This window comes from Pseudovibrio sp. JE062 (assembly GCF_000156235.1).
GTDB lineage: Bacteria > Pseudomonadota > Alphaproteobacteria > Rhizobiales > Stappiaceae > Pseudovibrio.
This window is the reverse complement of the sequence record NZ_DS996807.1, coordinates 155,597-176,501: the sequence shown is the minus strand read 5'-3', so window position 1 is coordinate 176,501 and position 20,905 is coordinate 155,597. Positions and strand designations below refer to the sequence as shown.

Here is a 20,905-nt window from a genome sequence, read left to right as displayed (position 1 = left end):
CTCCTGGTTTCGGCGCCTTAGTAGACGCGGGCTTTCGGTGCGATCTTCTTCATGTCGATGCCACCCTGTTCGTAGGTGGTCAGCGGCTCAAGAACAACCGGACGGTAGCTGAGCGTCACCTTACCATCTTCGGAGAGATGGGAGATGGTGTGCTTGCGCCATTCGTCATCGTTACGACCACCTAGAGGACCATCTTTGTAGTCTTCACGAGCGTGCGCGCCACGGCTCTCTTTACGGGCTTCAGCGCCGTAAACAGTGGTGATCGCGTTGGCCATAAGGTTTTCGAGTTCGAGAGTCTCGACCAGATCAGAGTTCCAGATCATAGAGCTATCGGAAACGTGCAGATCGCTCAGTTCACCCCAGATTGCGGAGATGCGCTCACAACCCTGTTCCAGGCTTTCCTGAGTACGGAACACCGCAGCATCTTCCTGCATGGTCTTCTGCATCTTCAGGCGCAGGTCAGCGGTTGGAGTACCACCCTTCGCAAAGCGAAGCTTGTCGAAGCGCGCCATGATCTTCTGGCTGCTTGCTTCGTTTGGCTCTGGGATTGGAGCTTCGCGGTCAATCACTTCACCAGCGCGAATTGCTGCCGCACGACCGAACACAACAAGGTCAATCAGGGAGTTGGAACCGAGGCGGTTTGCACCGTGAACGGATGCACAGCCAGCTTCACCAACAGCCATCAGACCCGGCGCAACTGCGTTTGGATCGTCTTTGGTTGGGTTCAGCACTTCACCCCAATAGTTGGTTGGAATACCACCCATGTTGTAGTGAACGGTTGGCAGAACCGGAATTGGAGCCTTGGTTACATCAACGCCTGCGAAGATGCGTGCGCTCTCGGAGATGCCTGGAAGACGCTCTGCCAGCAGGTCAGGATCGAGGTGATCCAGATGCAGGAAGATGTGGTCTTTGTTTTTGCCAACACCACGGCCTTCGCGGATTTCCATTGTCATACAACGGGAAACAACATCGCGGGATGCAAGGTCTTTTGCGGAAGGTGCGTAACGCTCCATGAAGCGCTCACCTTCGGAGTTCACGAGATAACCACCTTCACCGCGAGCACCTTCAGTGATCAGACAGCCTGAGCCGTAGATGCCGGTTGGGTGGAACTGAACGAACTCCATATCCTGCAGAGGCAGGCCCGCACGTGCGATCATGCCGCCGCCGTCACCAGTACAGGTGTGCGCGGATGTTGCAGAGAAGTATGCGCGGCCATAACCGCCGGTCGCCAGAACAACCATCTTCGCAGAGAAGCGGTGAATGGTGCCGTCGTCGAGGTTCCATGCAATCACGCCCTGACACACGCCATCGTCGGACATGATCAGGTCGAGTGCGAAGTACTCGATGAAGAAGTCTGCGTTGTGGCGCAGGGACTGGCCATAAAGCGTATGCAGGATTGCGTGGCCTGTACGGTCAGCAGCCGCACAGGTGCGCTGTACCGGAGGACCTTCACCGTAGTTCTGCATGTGGCCGCCGAATGGGCGCTGGTAGATCTTGCCTTCTTCCGTACGGGAGAATGGCACACCGTAGTGCTCAAGCTCATAAACCGCTTTAGGGGCTTCACGAGCGAGGTATTCCATCGCATCAGTGTCGCCAAGCCAGTCAGAGCCCTTCACAGTGTCATACATATGCCACTGCCAGCAGTCTGGCGTCATGTTCTTCAAGCTTGCTGCGATACCACCCTGTGCTGCCACAGTGTGGGAACGGGTTGGGAACACCTTGGAAATACAAGCTGTCTTCAAGCCCTGCTCAGCCATGCCGAGCGTTGCACGGAGGCCTGCGCCACCAGCACCAACAACCACAACGTCAAACTTGTGGTCTACAAACTCATAGGCCTTGCCGCTCTGGCTCGGCGCTGTTGCTACACCGGTTTGTTCAACCATTGAGATCAGCCTCCGAAGCTGATTTTAAGCACTGCAACTACGGAGCTGAGTGCAATAATAGAAACGAAGAAGATGTTACCCATGAGCAGAAGGAGTTTGAGGCCTTCGGAGTGAATGTAATCTTCGATGATAACCTGCATACCCAGCTTCATGTGCAGGCAACCCACCAGGATTACCAATAGCAGCAAGATGGAAATGACCGGATTTTGAAGCGCTTCAGTGAAACTCGCATAATCAGCACCCTGAAGGGCGATAACGAGGATAACAAAGAAGGAAATCAGAAATACGTTGGCTACAGCGGTTACGCGCTGGCGCCAGAAGTGTGTTGTGCCATCTTTGGCAGAACCAAGGCCGCGTACTTTAGCGAGGGGGGTGCGCATATCGGACATCGGTTTCTCCTTTAAGCAACGATAAAGCCAATGATCCAGAGGATCACTGTGAGGCTTACGGAGCCAATGATTGTTGCGCGAGCCATCCAGTTCGCTGCAGACAAGTCAAAGCCATGACCCATGTCCCATACAAAGTGGCGCAAGCCGCCCAGCATGTGATGCACAAGAGCCCAGGTGAATCCAAAGAGGACGAGTTGGCCCAGGAAGGAACCGAATACATCCATCGCGAACTGATAGGATTCAGGGCCTGCTGCTGCACAGACAAGCCAGAACGCCATCAGGATCGTTCCGAAGTAAAGCGCCGCACCGGTGATGCGATGCAAAATAGACATCACCATCGTCACGATCGGCTTATAGATCTGAAGATGGGGCGACAATGGCCTGTTGGCCTTGAGGTCAGCGTTCGCCATAAATCTCTCTCCCGTCCCTAGTTTAAGTTACGCTTACGTAAACGTAACAAAACAAGGCGTTGTATGAGGTTCTAATACCTTCAGTTTCTGGGTGCGTCAAAGCATCCTATGCGACTAAATGCTTTTTCTACTAGGTTTGCCCTCAAAATTGGCCGAAATGATTAGATTTTGCGGTGTAAACTTTGTTAGTTTCTATGTGATCAAGTAACAAGAAACTGCCTATTTATTATCTTGAGTTTTGGGCTCATATTTTATTTTACTGAAATTACCGAAAATTTTTCAGAAAATCACTTAAAGTCAAATTACGTTTACGTAAACTTTATTTAACGTGAATGAGCTGACACAACCCACATCAGCAAGAAATAGAGCAACTGGTTTCGATATCCAGCTTAGCCATCAAAATTGCCTTCTGAGCCACTTCTGATCCACTCCCCATCTCACAGGCACGCCCTTTCTGCGTCTTCGTTTCAAGCGATGGCTTACATCGCCACAAACAACATCCGAAAAGGAGACAATGATGAGCTACAGATGGGCCAAAGACACGCATACATTCCGGGTGGATGAGCAGCGTAATTGTCTTGAAGGCATTTTTGATGGTGATGCCTCACTTACGTCCAGCGTCTGTTACTCAGACCATATTGCTTATGAGCCGGGAGAGAACATTTTGATGCCCGATGGCGTATGGGCTCAAGAAGGCTACATGACCACTAACCCGACACGACAAGGTCTTGGCTATATGCTCAGCTTTGCTGCTGCCTCAGTTGCGATCCGCGACCGGGTTAACTTCATCTACATTTCATCAGGTAGCATTGATGGTGGTGGATCTGCGTTGATCAAGAAGCTTGGCGGCAAGCTGAACATGGATCTGGAGTTCAGAACCAGCAAAGGCAACAGTGTCAAACTGCCTGGTTATCTCATCCGCACCAACGACATGATCAAGCTCTCTGCTGAAGGCTGGCAGAACAAGGGTTGGAAGCTCATGGAGGCACGTGACTAAGTTTGCAAGCTAAGGCGGAGCATGAATAAGCCGCTCCGCCGAAGTCATCATCTTACTGCAGAGTGAACTCACAATACTCCACGCCGCTCTCATAGAGCTTTGAGGAGAGGTAGGTTAGGTCAATCCGTTCGGAGACATTGGCAAACAACGGTGTGCCGCCTCCGCATACGACAGGAGCGACTTTCAAGCGAAGGACGTCGATCAGATTGCTTTCGGCCAGCAGGCCAGCAAACATTCCGCCACCGCACAGATAGATGTCACCGCCCTGCTCGTTCTTCAGCTCTTCAACGCGTGCAGCGAAGTCGGTCCTGACGGTCTCTACCTCCGCATCTTGGGGCAACTGAATTCCTTCCGAGAAAATCAGATGGCGCATATGTGGGTAGGCTTTTGCGCCAGCAGGAAGACCAAACTGATAACCGAACTCATAGGTATGACGCCCCATGATCACCGTATCATAGGTCAATAGACGCTCATTATAGGCATCTACGTGTTCACCTGTGTGCGGGAAGATTGAAACATCGCCGTTTGGGCCAGCAATAAAACCGTCGCGACTTACGGCGACGTCATAGATAACGCGTCTCATAAAGACTCCATCAAAACAAATAGGCAACAAACACCAGCAGCGCTGAACGCAGCAGTGCATCTGATTAGAATTTGGGTTGCCTTAGTTGTTCACTGACAGAGTCCTCCTCATTGCTTGGCGTTAGGTTGAAACAGATTTCTCGGCAGGTCAACCTGCCAAGACTTCAAAGAGACGATGACGTAGAGATTTCGAGCTGCTGTGGCGCCGCAGTAACAAAACAAGCAGCTCAACACTCCCTGATTTTTCATAAAATAGCGGTCTTCAGAGTGCTTTTTCCATGTACTGCACCGTCTTCCCTTTTCCTTCCAATTCAGCCTTACCGACGACTTTGAAACCCAAAGAGGCATGGAAAGCGTCAGAAGCTGGGTTGGGGGGATCTGAGTTCACCTCACAGACGACACGTTCGTATCCCTTCGCTTTTGCGAACTGAAAGAGGTCATCATAGAGCTTTCTGGCGATGCCCTGCCCACGCGCTACCTTGGAGATCACGATACGATCCACATAGAGGAAGTTATCGTAGTGCTCGCAGAACCATCTGAAATTGATGGAAGAATAGACTCCGTCCTGATCATAGGTGATTAGCAGGCCAGCATCGTTGTCTGCGACTTTCACATAGGTCGCCTTTTCGATCAGCTCCGCGAAACCATCCTGTGTCAAAGAGGAGAGCTCGATAGCATGCTCCTCATTCAGAGCATGCGCCCAGGTTAGATCGTCAGCAATAAAGCTTCTAATAGCAAACACACCTGTTTCCTGTTATTTCTTAAAATTGTAGTATTCTTCGCCGCTAAACGGATAAATTGCGTTTCGTACGGAGCGTCTTGAAGACGTGCACCATAAAGATTGTTGCGAAGAGTGGCGTGATGAGGTTGACGATCGGAATTGCCAGCACAAACGCAACAATGAGGCCTGCTGCAAACACAGTTCCACCTTGTGATCTGCGGAAAGCTTTTGCCTCCTGCACTGGCATGAACCGCATAGCTACGAACTCAAAGTATTCTCGCCCCAGCAAATAGCCGTTTACCAGCAGGAATGCGATCTGGCCGATGCCTGGAACAAAGAACAGCATCAAAGCGAAGATGTTTGCGATGATTACAACACCGACAAAACGCAGAGCAGTAGCAATGGACTCGCCCAAAGGCAGCGCCTTACCCGGCTTGTCATGCGGATAGGAGCGCTCTTCAACGAGATCAGAGATCTGGTCCTGATAAAACGCGACAACCATCGCGGAGACTGGGGCGAGAATGTAACCAAGACCAATCAAGGCACCGATGCCAGTCAGGATACTGACTGTCGTGTCCTGCCAATTCTCTGGAAGGTCAATAAAGTACCCAACCAAACCCTGAATGGCGATCCAAGCTACGAGAAGAAGAAGCAGAGTGAGCCCTAAGGCCTTGAAAAATATGCTTCTGAAATGGGGTTCGAAAACCTGCGAAAATGCTTTGATTGCTGCCGATAACATCTCTTGCGCCGAATTCTTGAAAACAAATGGCACTCAGAGCTCGGTACGCTCACACATCCCGCTCTAAGTCGTTGCTTTAAGTGTATTTTGATCTGAAATGCCCAAACACATTCCAGAGTTACGCTTTAGATAAGCATTTCACACAGCAGCAACAAGAGCCGGAGCTATGAAAGCAGCCTGCCAACCATCAAGATCAACAGGCTGCTTAGTTTCTTTATTATCTGCAGCGCGCAAGTTAAGTGGCGAGTTCCATCTCATCAATCAGCTGCCACTTCAGGCTTTCAATGTCAGCCTTGCAAGCCTCAAGGTCCGCTGGATCAAACCGAAACCAGCAACCGCCTCCAACATTTGCAGGTTGGTCAAATGCGCGGTCGATTGCGTTGTTGGCGAGATGGCATTTGAGCAGCGTTCCTACACCGCCATGGCCGGAGAAGAGCACAGGCTCGCCGCTTGGGATGGTGGTCAGCGCTTTTTTTATTGCGTCCACTACACGGCTCTGGGCATCTAACGCGCGCTCCCAACCGCGTACGCTGACTGCGGGGCGGCAGAAGAACTCATCGGCAACCTTCTCAAACTCGTCCGGCTCCAGGAAGCCGGTTGAACTGCGGTCATTCTCATGAAGGCCTGGAGCTGTTATGAGCTCGATCCCCAGATGGTTTGCGATGATCTGGCCCGTCTCAATGGCCTTCTTTTCGCGGCTGGCAATAACGTGGTCGATCTCCAAAAGCCATGGCTGGTGCAGGCCTTGTTCTAAGCGTTCCCGACCTTTATCCGACAAATCCCAGTGCGGGACCGGGGTTGCCGGATCGATGTAAACGTTTGGGTGGGTCAGATATATGCAGTAAGTCATGGCACCTCCCCGGTGCCATCAGGCACCTGCTAAACAACCACTGGCTCTAGTCGACCATGGGTCATTGTTCCTCGATAAATTTCTTGATCAAATGATGCGCGATAGAGATGTCAGGGGGACAAACTAATCCTGACTCCGCTTCGCCTTGGAGCATCTTCAGTGTCTCCTCTTTGGAAAACCACTGACAATCCTGCATTTCTTCATAGTCGATATTCAAGTCCGTCGTCAGCGCTTCACCGTGGAACCCGATCATAATGTTTGATGGGAAAGGCCATGGCTGGCTGGCGACGTATTTCACGGGGCCGACTTTAACACCTGCTTCTTCAAAAACTTCACGGCGCACGGCATCTTCAAATGTCTCACCTGGCTCTACGAAACCCGCGAGTGTGGTGTAGACATTTTCCATCAGATGGTATGGGCGCCCCATCAGACATTTATCCCCGTGGGTGATCAACATTATCACCGCAGGGTCAGTTCTTGGAAAATGCTGTGCGGAGCAAGACGGGCAATCACGGCGATATCCCGCTTCGGCGAGTTCAGTTGGCTTACCGCACTGGGAGCACATCTTATGGGTTGAGTGCCATTTGCCCATTGAGGCAGCCTGAGCCATCATGCCCAGCACTTGTTGGCTTGCAGCGTGCTTCATTGCAATACCACGTAGGCCATAGGCAGCGTATGGGCCAATTTTTTCCAGTTCTTCGTCAATCGTTTCCGGGTCAGTGGAGTAACGCAGGCCGAAGTGTGGGCGGTTGCCGTCGCTCTCATCAATGCCGAGAAAAATCGTCGTGGCATCAGTGATGCCCAATAGGTTGATCACCTCAGCAGAATGGAGAAGAGGCTGATTGGCGTCGTCCTTATTAAAGATAAAACTGTCGTTTGCCTGGATCAGAAAACGTGTTTCCGGCGCAGCTTTGAGTGAATTAACCCATTCTGTATCCTTACGTTTTTCTCCACAGCGATTAAGTGAATTGGCAGAATAGCAAAGAGCAGCAGAGGCGTCGTACACCTCAGTTGTTTCGGCCAGCATTTCGAATTCCTTAAATTATAAAATTATGCAAAGTGAACCCGAGATACCGCTGAATTGCAATGTCGCGACGACATTTTGTGATTTCTGTTTCATTGGATTGATCGGAAGATTCACAGTCTCGTCCACAGTAGCGAGCGGTAAACATCAATGAACACTTGCAAATTTCAGGCAAAACGCCCATATACACGACCGGGAGGTTGGTGGTGGACGAGCCACTCGCCAACCGGGTCAGGTCCGGAAGGAAGCAGCCCTAACGAGTCCATGGCACGGGTCATCGTGCCAGCCTCCCACCTATTTTCCCCGCGCCCATACTCGACAAGCGGCCGGTCTTCGTCTTGAATGGCCGGGAATAAGTTTTACCTTGCCTTTGAAGCGGCTGAGGATTTGGGCGATATGGACGGAATAGACCTTCAAGAAGAGCACCAGACAACAACAGGCGCGGAAGACAAATCTTCCAGCAGCGATGGTGCTTATCGCGTTCTCGCCCGTAAGTATCGACCAAGCACGTTCGATGATCTTTATGGTCAGGAGCCGATGGTCCAGACTCTGCAGAATGCATTTGAGACTGGACGTATCGCACAAGCATGGATGCTGACTGGTGTTCGCGGTGTTGGTAAAACGACCACTGCACGTATTCTGGCACGTGGTCTCAATTACGAGATACCAGGCGAAATTGATAAGCCTACCATCCACTTAGACAAACCAGGCGTTCACTGTCAGGCGATCATGGAAGGTCGTCATGTGGATGTGATCGAGATGGATGCGGCGTCGCATACGGGTATTGGCGATATTCGCGAGATTACCGAGGCGGCGCGGTATCGGCCTGCAAATGCGCGGTATAAAGTGTACATTATCGATGAGGTGCACATGCTTTCTAATGCGGCGTTCAACGGCTTGTTGAAGACGCTAGAAGAGCCGCCAGAGCATGTGAAGTTCATCTTTGCGACGACAGAAATCCGCAAGGTTCCTGTAACTGTCCTCTCCCGTTGTCAGCGGTTTGACCTGCGCCGGATTGAGAGTTCTACGCTTGTATCTCTGCTGCGTGAGATCTCCGGCAAAGAGGGGATAGAAATCTCCGATGAAGCGCTGACGCTGATTGCGCGCGCTGGTGAGGGTTCCGCCCGAGACAGTTTATCCCTTCTGGATCAAGCAATTGCGCATGGTGCTGGCCGCATTGAAGCTGACGAAGTGCGGCAGATGCTTGGCCTTGCTGACCGCAGCCGGGTGATAGATTTGTTTGAGCACGTGATGCGCGGCGACATTGCCAGCGCTCTGGACGAGCTCAAAGCCCAGTATGATGTGGGCGCAGATCCGGCAGTTGTCCTCTCTGACCTTGCAGACTTTACCCATCTGGTAACTCGCCTGAAAGCGGTTCCTAAAGCGGGTGAAGAGAACTCTGTTACTGAGAGTGAAAGACAACGTGGTCGGGAGTTTGCTGAGAAGCTCTCCATGCGTGTTCTTTCCCGGACATGGCAGATTCTGCTGAAGGGAATTAATGAAGTGCAGAATGCACCTAAACCATTGGCCGCGGCTGACATGGTTCTGGTGCGCTTGTGCTATGCTTCCGATCTACCAGATCCGGAAGAGGCGCTGAAGCTGCTCAAGTCCGGCAAGTTCTCCCCGGCAGGTGGCGGTGCACCAGCAGGCAACGCTCCGCAAGGTGGTGGCGGGCCAAGCGCAAGTAGCGCACCTTCCGGCGGTGGTTCTGCGCCTCAGCTGCGTGCTGTTGCAGGTGGTCAGCCGATGGCGCAAGCCGTTGGCGCTGCTCCACAAACAGCACCGCAAATGCGGCAGGCGGAAGAGATCAACGAAAGGATCGCGATCCGCTCCTGGGCTGAGGTCGCTCAGCTTGCGGGCCGCATGAAGGACATTCCGGTCAAGGTTTCTGTTGAGCGCGCACTGCGACTTGTCAACTTCCAACCGGGCCGCATTGAGGTGCAGCCAACAGAGATAGCGACACCTGATGCAGCCGGTGAACTTGGCCGAAAGCTGACTGAATGGACAGGTCGTCGCTGGATTGTTGCGGTTAGCCGTGAGCAAGGTCGCCCGACTTTGCATGAAGAAAAAGAAGCGAACCAGAGACAGTTGGTTTCTGATGCGCATTCTGATCCGGAAGTGGTGAAACTTATTTCTGCCTTTCCCGGAGCTAAGGTTGTTGACGTGCGCATTTTGAAGCAGGAGGAAGATCTCCCCCTTGAAGCGGCGTCCGAGCCTGTCGACATAGAAGACATGGACTCTATGGATTTCACCCAAGATTTCTAAGGTTTCTGTGGTATGAAACCTAACGAGCAGAACAAGAGAAGCGCGACATGCGCTCAAGAGACGTTTAAGGAGCGAGTCGATGGACTTTCTTAAAATGATGAAGCAAGCCAAGCAGATGCAGGAAAAAATGGGCGAGCTTCAGGAGACTGTGAACGAGCTTTCTGTTGAGGGCACCTCAGGCGCAGGCATGGTAACCGTTACCCTGAATGGTAAAGGTGAAATGACCGGATTGAAGATCGATCCATCTCTCATCAACGCTGATGAAGTTGAAATCCTGGAAGATCTTATCCTCGCTGCGCATAATGATGCTAAGGCGAAGGGTGAGGCACTGGTGCAAGAGCGCACGCAGGACATGATGTCCGGCATGGGCCTGCCAGCTGGCATGAAACTCCCGTTCGGCTCCTAAGTTCTTCAGGCTGAATCTGTTGCCAAATCACCGCGACCCTGCGCAGATTTGGCGGCACGCCTGAAATGGATTTATTCCCTCTTGCCCGCCTCCTCAGGCGGGCATAGTTTATCTGGCATTGTCTCGCAAATCAGCTTTGCGGGTGCCTTTTCTTTCTCGCAGAGAGCATAGATTTTCGATGAGTACACGCAGGGTTGCTGGTCCCGAAATTGAACGCCTGATTCAGCTGCTTGCCAAGTTGCCCGGCCTTGGTCCACGCTCGGCCAGACGCGCCGCTTTGCATCTGGTTCAGAAGAAAGATCAGTTACTTATCCCGCTGGCGGAAGCTATGGGCGTGGCCGTTGATCAGGTTGGCATCTGCTCAGAATGCGGCACCGTTGATACCAGTGATCCTTGCACCATTTGCTCTGATCCGCGCCGGGATGGCTCCACCATTGTGGTGGTTGAGGACGTCTCTGATCTTTGGGCGCTGGAGCGGGCATCGGCAGTGAGCGCGCATTATCATGTCCTCGGTGGCACCTTGTCTCCGCTGGATGGAATTGGGCCGGATGACCTCAACATTTCCAAGCTGATAGAGCGTGTTGAAAGCGGTGGTGTGAACGAAGTTATCCTCGCGGTGAATGCCACCGTTGAAGGGCAGACCACAGCGCATTTCATTACGGATCAGCTTGCGCGATTTGAGAATGTGAAAGTGACCCGCCTTGCCCATGGCGTGCCGGTTGGTGGGGAGCTGGATTACCTTGACGAAGGCACTCTGGCGCAGGCTTTACGAGCAAGAACAAAGTTTTAGCAGGTTTCTTGCTCAGCACTTATGCGGGGATTTCAGTGGCATAAGTCGTTTGCGTTGCTATGTGCGTTGATTTGAAAGCTTTGCGTGTTTTTTACGCTGATCGGGAATTTTGAAAAATGGACACATCTTCCGCCAAACCTATCGAGTTTTTCATCCGCAAAACTCAGCTCAACGATGTGAACGAGCTGCTTGCCCTGCTCAACCGGATTATTGAGGCCGGGGGGACAACTGCGATTGAGAAGCCGCTGAACAAAGGTGAGTTCATCGACTGGTTTCTTGAAGCGGACATTCTGGAAAGCACTGTTTGCGCGATTGACCGTGAAACCGGTGAGCCACTTGGCTTTCAGATCGCCAGCCACTACGGAGATATCCCCGCGGACTGGGTTGATATTGGCACCTTTGTAAAGCCGGGCCTGCACAAAAGCGGCATTGGCAGTGCGCTGTTCAAAGCGACCCTTGCCAATCTGGAGGGCAAAGGCCTCATCGCCATCAACGCCACCATCCGCGCCGACAACACCGGCGGCCGCGCCTACTACACCTCCCGCGGCTTCAAAGACTACAAAGTGCTGGAAGCCATCCCGCTCTCTGACGGCACCCCGGTAGACCGGATTTGTAAGCGGTTTGATTTGGGGTGAATGGTTGCCTCTGAAGTAAAGGGACTGAGGCGGACGGCTCAATGACGCTCACCAAGCAAACCCAGCAGAACCTGAAAGCTTACGCTTTCTGCCTTGCGGCGACGGCGCTGTCCTGGCTGTTTTTTCCGTTTAGTCCCTTATTGATCCCGATTATATTCTGTTTGTCGATCCTCTACGTCGGGACCGATACTGTAAAAACCAAGCCAGCTACATACTATAGCCAAGTCGCCGACTACATGGCACTTACCTATGCTTTTGCTCTGCCAATCACGGTCATTTACGTTGCGGTGCACTCGAGTTCAACACTCAGCAGCATCTTATTCAGCACGGTGGAATCACTTCCCAATTATTCTTTCTTTCCAGGATATTACGACAGCCTTATTGCTGAACACACACGCCATACAGGTTCCAGAGACGAGGCAGTAGCAACCCTTGCCTTTATGATTATTGGCTACTCACTCCCAAGCTTGAGTGCAATATTCTGGATGAACCCGTTTCGACGAATGTTTCGATATAGGGCAAAAGCTAATCCCCACCAAAATGAAGTGCAACCTCAAGACCTTGAGAAGCGTCTTTGGATTGCCCTAGTCGTGATCAGTATACTCGTTGGTTTTGTAACAATTCTTCACACTAACGAATGCATGTATGAGGCAGACCCGCCATTCTCCAAGTTCCAGAATTTTTGTAAGGTCTATAGTTCAGCTAGCTTTTTCTACATATTTACGGTTTGCATATGGGCATACTTGCTTCTAGGTCTGTGCTTTATACTTCATGCTATTGTTAAAATACGACGCCTTTCTAGAAAAGAACGCCAACGCCAAATGAGTAACTTGCAGACCTAACGTGGACACTCTCTTGCTATGTACCAGTCAATAAAAAGAAAACTAATGGGTACTGCATTGTTGCTTCTGACAGTGGCAGGTGTGACCAGCGATGCTATCGCCGCTTTCAACTCAAGAGTGGATCTACTGGAAGCTAAGGAGATCTATGTTTGCTCGGATTGGCCTAAGCTCTCTGCTGATGTTCTTGCTCGCTTCTTCGCCTTGCAGTTTCCTGACAAACCAAAACCAGAGTTTGCTCCGTTTCCGGAGTCAGTAGAGCCGGATGCAGATGGTGCACTGTTCCTGACACTCTCTGGAAAAGCGCCTGACACGAATGTTTTAGAATGCCTGACCAAGCTGCCTCGAAGCTGGAAAAATACTTTTATCGAAGGTAGGGAAGCTTTAGGCGAACCTCTTCATCCATCAATCAGCAAGTTCATGAAGCACGCCGACAAGTTGGGTCCTCTTGCAGCAACAACGAGGTACAACAGAACTTCGGCAGCCCCCTTCATCGCGCATTTCAGAATGACGCTGGACCCTCTTGATGAGAGAGACGTCCTACGGACATTGTTTGGGTTGGAAGACAGCTTTTGCAGCACAAGCAAAGCATGCAGGGTGTTGACGCCTCTTCCAGCTTCACCAGCGCTGCAAAGCTATAAGGGAACCGCTGTTGAGCGGTGGCAGACGCTTTGGAGCAAATGCCAAACGGCTCTTGAGGAGACAGGAACACTGAACCATGACGGTTTGATCCAATACGTTCCTCAGAAGGACAACTCATCAAAACTCAGTAGTGAGGTATGGACGGTTCAAAACTCTGAATTTTATTTGGAGATAGCTCATTTGAACTCTGCTCCAGACACTCCAAGAAGCAGCTGCCGCGTTGCACTCAAACCCGAGGAAGCTCCACTCAGCGCTGCAGATCAAGCCCTGATGTTGCAAGCATTTCTCGACATCCGCTCACGCCTTATCTGGGAAGGCACTCACGAGATAAACAATCCCGACAGCATCTATCCAATGCTCTCATTGGGGTTTGCGCCGAAGGAGAAGAGCCGCCGGGGATGTCCAATCATCCATGCCATGCACTCCGATCCTTCAGCTGGTTACATTGCGACGACTTCAGGAGAACAAGCTGGCAAAGGTTGCCAAGCACAGAACTGAATGTTGTTTGGACTTCTGTCGTTCCAGATCCCGGATCATCGCTTCGCTTGTCCGGGATGACGGTGGTGGGTGGTGAGGCTGTTGTGGGCGTTTCAATGCCGTCATCCCGCGCTTGATGCGGGATCCAGTGAATTGGGCGGTAGAGGGAGTGCTGCCCCTGATTTTTCAGGGAGTGGACGTGGTGTGGGTGGCACTGGTATTTTTAGGGAGGTGCTGACCTGCGGCGGGTGGTATGGCCGCAGACCAGCAGGGCACCGATTGGCGAGGATGCGGGGTGTATTTGCGTTTCGCCATTGGCACCGGAGCAAGAGGCACTAGTTTGTGCCATTTACCATTCACAGTGATGTTGCACGCGCTTTGCGTGGTCAGGGTTACCGATCACGTTGAGCGCATTGCACGATCAAGCCATTTCCTGAGCCAGTCCCTAACATGAGGCTGGCTCTTTTCTTTGCTGCTATGCCGTTTCCTCACTTGAACGCGATGGGCTTTGAGGATCGAGCGCGAGCAAAGGGCAGTACGGCTTAATCAGGAAGCGGAACTTTTGTGTTTATTGGCTGCGGATGAGCGACCCGCTCTAACATTCCGCAGCTTTTTTCCAGTGCTTCAAGGCGATCGCGGAAGGCGTGATGCAGAGTGAACAGGGCATCGCGCTCGCTGGAGTGCTGCATTCTCTCCGTCAGCACAAGGTGCTGAATATACGAGAGGTTTTGCAGATCCGAGACAGCGACGATGACTTCATCAATTTCATTTTGGAAAGTATTTGTGGCGCTACATGCGCATGCGGAGTCGTTCATTCTCAATCCCTCTGTCTTTAGGGTGTTGAACAACCACAGGACAGCAAGGCTTTCGACGGCCCGCTGGCGAGCGGGAGGTTCGAAACCTGTAAGACAGACAGGCGAGTTTATTCCCCCCCGAAGGAGGTGTTGTATTCACCGCCCTCCCGCTCATAGCAAAGGGTTTGCGCGCTACCTATAAAGCAGGCACAAAAAATCCGCCAGTGACGGGAGCGGTAACCGCTGTCTTAAAGGAGGTTTCGACGCCTCATGTATGAATGTGGAATGAAAACCAGAGGTTGTCAAACTGACAGTTTTTACAAGGATGTGGATGGCTGAGTTTGCGCGCATTTGGTGAGGCGGTTGAGCTGTGGTTTGGGTCTGTGCTCATGGCTCTGGATCCCGCATCGCGCTTCGCTTGTGCGGGATGACGGTGGGTGGGATGTGGCTGCTATCAACAGCGCGTCGGGTCTGTTTTCGAAAACTCTTGCAATTGGGGGCGGTAAAACTCAGTATGCGCGCTGATGGTTTCTGGGGAGCGAAAGGCCCCGGGATTAAAAGGGAACACGGTGCGGTGTAGCCAACAGGCGCCAATTCCGTGACTGCCCCCGCAACTGTAAGCGGTTAGCGAAGCCAAGCGTGCCACTGGAGAGATCCGGGAAGGCTGGCTGAGCACAGACCCGCGAGTCAGGAGACCTGCCATTATGTTTCACTTCAACCCGGGCGGGGCGTCCCGGAAGGAGGCCATAATGGTTGCATTGGCGCAAGCCTCTCACATATCCGGTTTCTATTTGCCCCCGCTGCAGCGCGGAGGGCGTTATGAGACCTTTTTCCTCACAAACTAAACTTTATCCCGGATCGTTTTGCGAGCCGCTGATGGTCTGCGCGCGCGTGCGCTTGACTTTTACTTCAGGATTCGACAATTGATGTAACGTTATAACGTTACATTTATGACTATGTAGCGTTTCACTCAGGTGGGGTGGTTGAATGCTGGATCCTGTTTCTTTTCATTTCAATGGCTTAGGCTGTCCGGTTGGCGCTGAGCGGCGCAAGGATGCTTTGTCATGAGCGCGGCTTCTGTATCCGTTTGCGAGGTTTCCTGGGCGCCGGAGCGTAAGAGCGCGCTTGTTCTGAAACCGCTGAGCTTTGAGTTGGCGGCGGGGCAAACCCTTGGTGTTGTTGGGGCAAACGGGGCTGGTAAGTCTACATTGCTGCGGCTGCTTTATCGGTTCAACAAGCCGATGAGCGGGCAGATTTGCATTGGCGGCGATGACATCTGGTCTCTTTCAGCTCGGGCGACAGCGCAGCGGGTAGCAGCAGTGCTGCAGGAACAGCCGACAGATTTTGCTCTCAGGGTGCGTGAGATTGTGGAGCTGGGGCGCACGCCCTATCGCAGCGGGCTGGCGGCTTCCGGTGAACATGACCGGCAGGTGGTGGATCGTGCGATCCATGCTTTGCAGCTGGATGGGCTGGCCGGACGGTTGTTCGGCACGCTTTCTGGCGGGGAACGGCAGCGGGTGATGGTGGCACGGGCTTTGGCGCAGGAGCCGGAGCTGCTCATCTTGGATGAGCCGACCAACCATCTGGATATTCGCCATCAGCTGGAAATTCTGAAGCTGATTGAAGAGCTGGATCTGACGATCATCACCAGTTTGCACGACCTGAACATGGCGGCGCAGGTGTGTGATCAGATCCTGCTGCTGGATCACGGGCAGATGCTGGGTTTCGGGGCTCCGGAGCAGATCCTCTCCCCTGCCCTTGTTTCGCAGGCGTTTCAGGTGCGGACCACGCGTGATCAGCTGATGGCCCGGCAACAATCCCTCCTTACTTTTGATCTTCACTCATAAGGACTGCTTTCATGAATAAACTTGGTTTGGCGCTGGCTGTAGCGCTGCTTTCTTCTTCTGCTGCCTTGGCAGAGGTTTCCGTACAAAGCTGTAGTCGCACCGTGAAGTTTGATGGCGTGCCGCAGCGGGCTGTTTCCAACGACTCCAACCTGACAGAGATGATGCTGGCGCTGGGGCTGCAGGACAACATGGTGGGCTACACCGGCGTTTCTGGCTGGAAGACGCTGGATGCAGAACTGACCGACAAGGTGGCTGTGTTGCCAGAACTCTCCCCGAAGTACCCAAGCAAGGAAGTGCTGATCGGCGCTGATGCTGACTTCTACTTCGCGGGCTGGAACTACGGCATGAAGGTTGGCGGCGAGGTGACGCCAGAAACACTAGAGCCGTTTGGCATCAAGGTTTACGAGTTGACCGAGAGCTGCATCCACCTTGGCGAGAAGCCTAAAGTTTCCATGGATGACATGTACAACGACCTTTTGAACCTTGGCCGCATCTTTGGTGTTGAGGCGCGGGCGGAAGCGCTGGTGCAGTCTTATCGTGATGAGCTGGTGAAGTTCAAAGCTGGCCTGAAGACCTCTGACACACCGCTGCGTGTGTTTGTTTATGACAGTGGTGAGGATTCTCCATTCACCGCCGGTCGTTATGCGATGCCGACTGCGATGATTGAAGCAGCCGGTGGCACCAACGTGCTGGACACATTGGAGAAGAGCTGGGCGCGCGTGAACTGGGAAGCTGTGGTTGAGGCGAACCCAGAGATGATCGTGATCGTCAACTATGGCGAGGTGACTGCTGAGCAGAAGCGTGAGTTCATGCTCAACAACCCAGCCTTTGCGGAGCTAGATGCGGTGAAGAATGACCGGTTCGTGACACTGGAGTATGCTGAGGCAACACCGGGACCACGGAACATCAAGGCGATCAAGAAGCTCGCTGCTGCGTTCTGGGGGAACTAACATGAGCGAAGGAACCGGCGTTGTCGTGGCCCCACCTGAGGGCCGTTCTCCTCATATGCTGCAGATCTGTTGCGTGGGATTGGCTGCGCTGGTTCTTTCGGTTTGCCTTGCTGTCTCCGTTGGCGCGGTTTCTGTATCCATGGAGACGGTTTGGGGTGTTCTTGTCAACAAACTGGTGCCGGGGTTGGTGGAGCCGAGCTGGTCGTTGGGCCGGGAGAACATTCTCTGGCAGATCCGCCTGCCCCGTGCGCTGCTGGCGATTATGGTTGGAGCGGGGCTTTCCATTGTAGGGGCCTGCCTGCAATCCGTAACCCGCAACCCGCTGGCTGACCCACATTTGATCGGCATTTCTGCTGGTGGTGCGTTTGGGGCGGTGTTGGCGCTGTTGCATACAGGGCTGTTTCTGGGCTTGCTTACGGTGCCGTTGCTGGCATTTCTTGGCTCTCTTGGAGCGACGCTGCTGGTGATTGGTGTTGCCAAGTTCACGAGCGCAACCAGCGCAGACCGGCTGGTGCTGACCGGTGTTGCGGTGAGCTTTGTGCTGATGGCGGGCGCGAACATTCTCATCTTTCTGGCGGACCCGCGGGCTACGCACACCGTGGTTTACTGGATGCTGGGCGGGTTAGGTCTGGCGCAGTGGACGCATCTTCTCTATCCGTTGGTGGTGCTGCTATTTTGCGGGACGTGGCTGTGGCTGCGGGCCGGGCATTTCAACGCCATGACCATTGGCGATGAGACTGCGACAACACTGGGTATCTCCGTTGCTTCCTTCCGGCTGGAGACCTTTGTGATCAGCGCTCTGATTACCGGGGTGATGGTGGCGTTTTCGGGCATGATCGGCTTTGTGGGGCTGATGGTGCCTCATATTGTGCGGTTGTTTGTGGGGGGGGACTATCGGCGCCTGATCCCGGTCTCGGCCTTGTTCGGGGCGATCTTTTTGCTGCTGGCGGATGTGGTTTCGCGCACGCTGATGAAGCCGGAGGACATGCCGATTGGCATCATCACCGGGCTTGTGGGCGGTATTTTCTTCATCTGGCTGCTGCGGGAAAAGCGCTAGTTTGCCGTTTTTCAGGGGCTCAGGCATCTCGCAATTGTTGTGATATTGGCCTGAGCTTGCCGTGATCGCGACACAGATTTTTCGCGTTAGACTCATACAAGGCCGCTCTGGCAGCATGGCAAACAAGCGGTTTTGAAGGGAATTTGCTTTTATTCCGGTTGGTTCCGGCTGCTTTTAATTATGGTTTTGTCGCATATTCCTAGGTGATGAACAGAGGTCTGTTTCGGGAACATGTGTTTGATGCGGAGTACGTGAATGACATCTCGTTTGTATAGCGATTTTGCCGAGCAATATGATGAGGCCATTCAGGAGAACATCTACAACGCTCTTTTGGAACGGCCAACGCTGCTTGGCATGCTGCCTCCGCTGCAAGGGCTGAAGGTTCTTGATCTGGGTTGCGGACCGGGGGTGTATGCGCAGTTTTTATATGACCACGGCGCGGATGTGACCTGCATCGATGAATCTGAGCAGATGTTGAAGCTGGTGAAAGAGAAGCTGGACGACAACGTGAAGTGCTACACCTCTGACCTTTCCGACGGGCTGCCGGACAAGCTGGAGGGCACGTTTGATATCGTGATTTGCCCGCTGATGATCCATTACATTGAGGATCTGGGGAAGCTCTTTTCCGACATTGGCAAGGTGCTGAAGCCGGGTGGCTATTTCGTGTTCTCAACGCACCATCCGCTGATTGATGCGCAGTGCTCTCCAAGCGGCAGTTATCTGCGTCAGGAGCATGTGACTGAGGAGTGGAACACCATTGGCGTGCCAGTGAAGGTGAGCTTTTACCGTCGCCCCCTCTCCATGCTGTTTGGATGGCTTTCCAGCGCCGGGATGTGCGTTGTGGACCTGCGAGAAGGGATGCCAGCTGCTGAGATGAAGGAAAAATCTCCGGTCCATTATGAGAAGCTGCTGAAGAACCCCAACTTCATCTTCTTCAAATGCCAAAGCCACTGCTGCAAGTGAGTGGTGAACTGAAGCTGCCTCAGACTCTTTGGCAACTTACAGATTTGTGAGTCTCAGGGTTTCTGCGGTTTATCTCCCGCAGAGTCAGTTATGCCCTACCCTAACTCGTGAAATCATGAGTCATTTCAAGGAGATATTGACTCTGCGAAACTCACAGGTGTGTTAGTTGCCTCTGAGTCAATTCTCACCCTCTGCAAAGGTGGAGTAAATGCTGCGAAAGCGGTCATAACGGGCTCGATTGGCACCCATATCGCTGTAGCCGACACGGGACTGGGAGCGGTAGTGCACGACGCGGTCCTGCTCATCAATCCAGAGCTCAACATCATCGTTGTAGCCCATCTGAGCGCTCGTGAAGACAGCGTGGAGGTAAGGTCCATCCACCTTGCTGATCTTATTCTTGCCCATCTCCTCCAGCGTGTTGGTGAGAGCTGCCTGCGTTGCGCCAAATGTGGCGAGCATGGGCAGCGGCTCTACATGGCGGGAGGCATCTTGCGCTTGAGAGGAGACGGCATTGGGGGAATTCGGGAGCGGCGCAAACTGTCCATCATGCACACCGACATACTCCGGGACCTTAGAGTTTTGCCAGATAAGCTTTACTGTGACACCGACCACAAGAGCCACCAGAAGAATTGCAATAACAGCCATTTTAGAAAGACCTTTAAACATTATCGTTTCCAGATTTCCCACCTGCACAGAGCATAACTCATTCAGGAGTTGCGGACGAAATGAAATTCTAGTGTTTAGAATTGCCGGGATTATGTTGGCGATGCGGTAGGTGGTTGATGGCTCTAAAGAGCAAGTAAGGCGGTGCTGAACCTTAATCAACACCGCCTTAGGAAGGCATATCCACGTATAGTCGTTAGATACTACCGGCGTTAGCAACCGGCTCGATACGCATGTGCAGTGTAATTGATTTAGTCAATAACGCCCTGCTCGCGTGCTTCAGCGATCAGTTCAGAACAGTATTTTTCACGAGCTGCAGGGTCTTTAATCTTCTGAACAGCCTGCTCATGCACCATAGACATCATAATCACGGTCATGAGGTCCCCTTCATCTTCATTCTTGATTTCGTTCATCAGCGCTTTGCCCTTTGCATCAGGAATGGTGAGGCCGCAGCTTTCTTCTGCTCCAATAAAGCTCGCAATGGTCGCTTACTTGATCATTGTATCTTTGATTGGACCAGCAAAGGCAGACTGAGTGGAAACGCTCAGCAGAAGTGCAGCTGCGAGGCATTTAAGGGTGGTGCTCATAATATGTAGTTCCAGATAAAATTGGATGTATCACCACTGCACATGAATATGCGCAGCATTTTAATAAATATGAGATTCAAAATATTCTGTCGATGCAAACTCATCCCGAACTAATTGATAAATTTTACTTTTTGCAATTTGGGATTTGCAAGAAAAATCATAGGGTAACGAATTTTGATGCCTTAATTGCTCTAATAAATTGCTTAAATTATCTAATGCAATCGACATAGAGCCTTTCTTCCTCGCTCGAAACTGCTGTATTTGCTTCAGCCTGAACGCCTCTTAGATGTTTCAGCTGAACGCATAATTAAGGCTTTCGGGGCGCAAAACGGCCCAATCGGTGCCATTAAACTTGACGATTTTGCAATTTCACTCTTAATTGCCCTTTTAATAGC

The 20,905-nt window shown here is 52.4% G+C and carries 22 protein-coding genes, 1 other RNA gene and 1 riboswitch; of the genes, 12 read left to right on the top strand and 11 right to left on the bottom strand.

What is annotated here, in order from left to right:
- Window positions 1-17: 17 nt before the first annotated feature.
- From sdhA to sdhC, 3 genes are read right to left on the bottom strand one after another with little or no spacing between them, the layout of a single operon-like run.
- Window positions 18-1,883, bottom strand: a complete 1,866-nt coding sequence (sdhA, locus tag PJE062_RS08345; RefSeq protein ID WP_008548323.1) for a succinate dehydrogenase flavoprotein subunit — start codon at window positions 1,881-1,883, stop codon at window positions 18-20.
- Between the two features lie 5 nt (window positions 1,884-1,888).
- Complete coding sequence (sdhD, locus tag PJE062_RS08340; RefSeq protein WP_008548683.1) at window positions 1,889-2,272, bottom strand: succinate dehydrogenase, hydrophobic membrane anchor protein; 384 nt, start codon at window positions 2,270-2,272, stop codon at window positions 1,889-1,891.
- Window positions 2,273-2,283: 11 nt separating this feature from the next.
- Window positions 2,284-2,682, bottom strand: a complete 399-nt coding sequence (gene sdhC / locus PJE062_RS08335) for a succinate dehydrogenase, cytochrome b556 subunit (protein ID WP_008548214.1) — start codon at window positions 2,680-2,682, stop codon at window positions 2,284-2,286.
- 517 nt (window positions 2,683-3,199) lie between these two features.
- On the opposite strand from sdhC, the gene PJE062_RS08330 reads away from it, so the two are divergent.
- Window positions 3,200-3,679: a hypothetical protein gene (locus tag PJE062_RS08330; RefSeq protein WP_208982219.1), complete on the top strand. Its 480-nt coding sequence runs from the start codon at window positions 3,200-3,202 to the stop codon at window positions 3,677-3,679.
- Window positions 3,680-3,731: 52 nt separating this feature from the next.
- Here PJE062_RS08330 and PJE062_RS08325 read toward each other — a convergent pair whose 3' ends face one another.
- From PJE062_RS08325 to nudC, 5 genes are all read right to left on the bottom strand, one after another.
- Window positions 3,732-4,262, bottom strand: coding sequence for a dihydrofolate reductase family protein (locus PJE062_RS08325; RefSeq protein WP_008548518.1), 531 nt, complete (start codon window positions 4,260-4,262; stop codon window positions 3,732-3,734).
- Window positions 4,263-4,523: 261 nt separating this feature from the next.
- A complete protein-coding gene (locus PJE062_RS08320; protein ID WP_008548252.1) occupies window positions 4,524-5,003 on the bottom strand; it encodes a GNAT family N-acetyltransferase in 480 nt (159 codons plus the stop codon).
- Window positions 5,004-5,046: 43 nt separating this feature from the next.
- Window positions 5,047-5,721, bottom strand: a complete 675-nt coding sequence (locus tag PJE062_RS08315) for a sulfate transporter family protein (RefSeq protein ID WP_008548677.1) — start codon at window positions 5,719-5,721, stop codon at window positions 5,047-5,049.
- Window positions 5,722-5,956: 235 nt separating this feature from the next.
- On the bottom strand, window positions 5,957-6,571 hold the full coding sequence (locus PJE062_RS08310; RefSeq protein WP_008548641.1) for a histidine phosphatase family protein: 615 nt from the start codon (window positions 6,569-6,571) through the stop codon (window positions 5,957-5,959).
- Window positions 6,572-6,632: 61 nt separating this feature from the next.
- A complete protein-coding gene (gene nudC, locus PJE062_RS08305; protein ID WP_008548450.1) occupies window positions 6,633-7,598 on the bottom strand; it encodes an NAD(+) diphosphatase in 966 nt (321 codons plus the stop codon).
- Window positions 7,599-7,790: 192 nt separating this feature from the next.
- Here nudC and ffs point away from each other — a divergent pair.
- The 7 genes from ffs to PJE062_RS08275 all read left to right on the top strand — a co-directional run bounded on the left by ffs (window position 7,791) and on the right by PJE062_RS08275 (window position 13,670).
- Window positions 7,791-7,889, top strand: an RNA gene (gene ffs / locus PJE062_RS25985) — signal recognition particle sRNA small type.
- A gap of 102 nt (window positions 7,890-7,991) precedes the next feature.
- The gene (locus PJE062_RS08300; RefSeq protein ID WP_208982239.1) at window positions 7,992-9,860 is read left to right on the top strand and encodes a DNA polymerase III subunit gamma/tau; all 1,869 of its coding nucleotides are present in this window, start codon (window positions 7,992-7,994) and stop codon (window positions 9,858-9,860) included.
- A 79-nt stretch (window positions 9,861-9,939) separates the two neighbouring features.
- Window positions 9,940-10,266 carry a YbaB/EbfC family nucleoid-associated protein gene (locus tag PJE062_RS08295; protein WP_008548682.1) on the top strand — a complete coding sequence of 109 codons (327 nt, stop codon included), beginning with the start codon at window positions 9,940-9,942 and terminating at the stop codon, window positions 10,264-10,266.
- Between the two features lie 178 nt (window positions 10,267-10,444).
- Window positions 10,445-11,056, top strand: a complete 612-nt coding sequence (gene recR, locus PJE062_RS08290; RefSeq protein ID WP_008548242.1) for a recombination mediator RecR — start codon at window positions 10,445-10,447, stop codon at window positions 11,054-11,056.
- A 116-nt stretch (window positions 11,057-11,172) separates the two neighbouring features.
- A complete protein-coding gene (locus PJE062_RS08285; RefSeq protein ID WP_008548274.1) occupies window positions 11,173-11,691 on the top strand; it encodes a GNAT family N-acetyltransferase in 519 nt (172 codons plus the stop codon).
- A gap of 41 nt (window positions 11,692-11,732) precedes the next feature.
- Complete coding sequence (locus tag PJE062_RS08280) at window positions 11,733-12,533, top strand: hypothetical protein (protein WP_008548679.1); 801 nt, start codon at window positions 11,733-11,735, stop codon at window positions 12,531-12,533.
- 45 nt (window positions 12,534-12,578) lie between these two features.
- A complete protein-coding gene (locus tag PJE062_RS08275; RefSeq protein WP_008548617.1) occupies window positions 12,579-13,670 on the top strand; it encodes a hypothetical protein in 1,092 nt (363 codons plus the stop codon).
- A 521-nt stretch (window positions 13,671-14,191) separates the two neighbouring features.
- On the opposite strand, the gene PJE062_RS08270 is transcribed toward PJE062_RS08275, so the two are convergent.
- Window positions 14,192-14,464, bottom strand: coding sequence for a hypothetical protein (locus tag PJE062_RS08270; RefSeq protein WP_008548684.1), 273 nt, complete (start codon window positions 14,462-14,464; stop codon window positions 14,192-14,194).
- A gap of 487 nt (window positions 14,465-14,951) precedes the next feature.
- Window positions 14,952-15,162: riboswitch (cobalamin riboswitch) on the top strand.
- Between the two features lie 345 nt (window positions 15,163-15,507).
- Here PJE062_RS08270 and PJE062_RS08265 point away from each other — a divergent pair.
- From PJE062_RS08265 to PJE062_RS08250, 4 genes are all read left to right on the top strand, one after another.
- The gene (locus PJE062_RS08265) at window positions 15,508-16,290 is read left to right on the top strand and encodes an ABC transporter ATP-binding protein (RefSeq protein WP_008548394.1); all 783 of its coding nucleotides are present in this window, start codon (window positions 15,508-15,510) and stop codon (window positions 16,288-16,290) included.
- Window positions 16,291-16,301: 11 nt separating this feature from the next.
- Entirely contained in the window at window positions 16,302-17,240 is a 939-nt protein-coding gene (locus tag PJE062_RS08260) for an ABC transporter substrate-binding protein (RefSeq protein ID WP_008548368.1), read from the top strand.
- Window positions 17,241-17,295: 55 nt separating this feature from the next.
- Window positions 17,296-18,297, top strand: coding sequence for an iron ABC transporter permease (locus tag PJE062_RS08255; protein WP_050773888.1), 1,002 nt, complete (start codon window positions 17,296-17,298; stop codon window positions 18,295-18,297).
- 255 nt (window positions 18,298-18,552) lie between these two features.
- Complete coding sequence (locus tag PJE062_RS08250) at window positions 18,553-19,260, top strand: class I SAM-dependent methyltransferase (RefSeq protein ID WP_008548669.1); 708 nt, start codon at window positions 18,553-18,555, stop codon at window positions 19,258-19,260.
- Between the two features lie 177 nt (window positions 19,261-19,437).
- Here PJE062_RS08250 and PJE062_RS08245 read toward each other — a convergent pair whose 3' ends face one another.
- Both PJE062_RS08245 and PJE062_RS26335 read right to left on the bottom strand, forming a co-directional pair.
- A complete protein-coding gene (locus tag PJE062_RS08245) occupies window positions 19,438-19,926 on the bottom strand; it encodes a DUF1499 domain-containing protein (RefSeq protein ID WP_148266076.1) in 489 nt (162 codons plus the stop codon).
- A gap of 248 nt (window positions 19,927-20,174) precedes the next feature.
- Window positions 20,175-20,336, bottom strand: coding sequence for a hypothetical protein (locus tag PJE062_RS26335; protein ID WP_008548539.1), 162 nt, complete (start codon window positions 20,334-20,336; stop codon window positions 20,175-20,177).
- Between the last annotated feature and the right edge of the window lie 569 nt (window positions 20,337-20,905).

What these genes read in the sequence shown, in the direction of transcription:
- sdhA (WP_008548323.1), bottom strand. Translation starts at nt 1,883, where the DNA reads ATGGTTGAACAAACCGGTGTAGCAACAGCGCCGAGCCAGAGCGGCAAG.
- sdhD (WP_008548683.1), bottom strand. Translation starts at nt 2,272, where the DNA reads ATGTCCGATATGCGCACCCCCCTCGCTAAAGTACGCGGCCTTGGTTCT.
- sdhC (WP_008548214.1), bottom strand. Translation starts at nt 2,682, where the DNA reads ATGGCGAACGCTGACCTCAAGGCCAACAGGCCATTGTCGCCCCATCTT.
- PJE062_RS08330 (WP_208982219.1), top strand. Translation starts at nt 3,200, where the DNA reads ATGAGCTACAGATGGGCCAAAGACACGCATACATTCCGGGTGGATGAG.
- PJE062_RS08325 (WP_008548518.1), bottom strand. Translation starts at nt 4,262, where the DNA reads ATGAGACGCGTTATCTATGACGTCGCCGTAAGTCGCGACGGTTTTATT.
- PJE062_RS08315 (WP_008548677.1), bottom strand. Translation starts at nt 5,721, where the DNA reads ATGTTATCGGCAGCAATCAAAGCATTTTCGCAGGTTTTCGAACCCCAT.
- PJE062_RS08310 (WP_008548641.1), bottom strand. Translation starts at nt 6,571, where the DNA reads ATGACTTACTGCATATATCTGACCCACCCAAACGTTTACATCGATCCG.
- nudC (WP_008548450.1), bottom strand. Translation starts at nt 7,598, where the DNA reads ATGCTGGCCGAAACAACTGAGGTGTACGACGCCTCTGCTGCTCTTTGC.
- PJE062_RS08300 (WP_208982239.1), top strand. Translation starts at nt 7,992, where the DNA reads ATGGACGGAATAGACCTTCAAGAAGAGCACCAGACAACAACAGGCGCG.
- PJE062_RS08295 (WP_008548682.1), top strand. Translation starts at nt 9,940, where the DNA reads ATGGACTTTCTTAAAATGATGAAGCAAGCCAAGCAGATGCAGGAAAAA.
- recR (WP_008548242.1), top strand. Translation starts at nt 10,445, where the DNA reads ATGAGTACACGCAGGGTTGCTGGTCCCGAAATTGAACGCCTGATTCAG.
- PJE062_RS08285 (WP_008548274.1), top strand. Translation starts at nt 11,173, where the DNA reads ATGGACACATCTTCCGCCAAACCTATCGAGTTTTTCATCCGCAAAACT.
- PJE062_RS08280 (WP_008548679.1), top strand. Translation starts at nt 11,733, where the DNA reads ATGACGCTCACCAAGCAAACCCAGCAGAACCTGAAAGCTTACGCTTTC.
- PJE062_RS08275 (WP_008548617.1), top strand. Translation starts at nt 12,579, where the DNA reads ATGGGTACTGCATTGTTGCTTCTGACAGTGGCAGGTGTGACCAGCGAT.
- PJE062_RS08270 (WP_008548684.1), bottom strand. Translation starts at nt 14,464, where the DNA reads ATGAACGACTCCGCATGCGCATGTAGCGCCACAAATACTTTCCAAAAT.
- PJE062_RS08265 (WP_008548394.1), top strand. Translation starts at nt 15,508, where the DNA reads ATGAGCGCGGCTTCTGTATCCGTTTGCGAGGTTTCCTGGGCGCCGGAG.
- PJE062_RS08260 (WP_008548368.1), top strand. Translation starts at nt 16,302, where the DNA reads ATGAATAAACTTGGTTTGGCGCTGGCTGTAGCGCTGCTTTCTTCTTCT.
- PJE062_RS08255 (WP_050773888.1), top strand. Translation starts at nt 17,296, where the DNA reads ATGCTGCAGATCTGTTGCGTGGGATTGGCTGCGCTGGTTCTTTCGGTT.
- PJE062_RS08250 (WP_008548669.1), top strand. Translation starts at nt 18,553, where the DNA reads ATGACATCTCGTTTGTATAGCGATTTTGCCGAGCAATATGATGAGGCC.
- PJE062_RS08245 (WP_148266076.1), bottom strand. Translation starts at nt 19,926, where the DNA reads ATGTTTAAAGGTCTTTCTAAAATGGCTGTTATTGCAATTCTTCTGGTG.
- PJE062_RS26335 (WP_008548539.1), bottom strand. Translation starts at nt 20,336, where the DNA reads ATGAACGAAATCAAGAATGAAGATGAAGGGGACCTCATGACCGTGATT.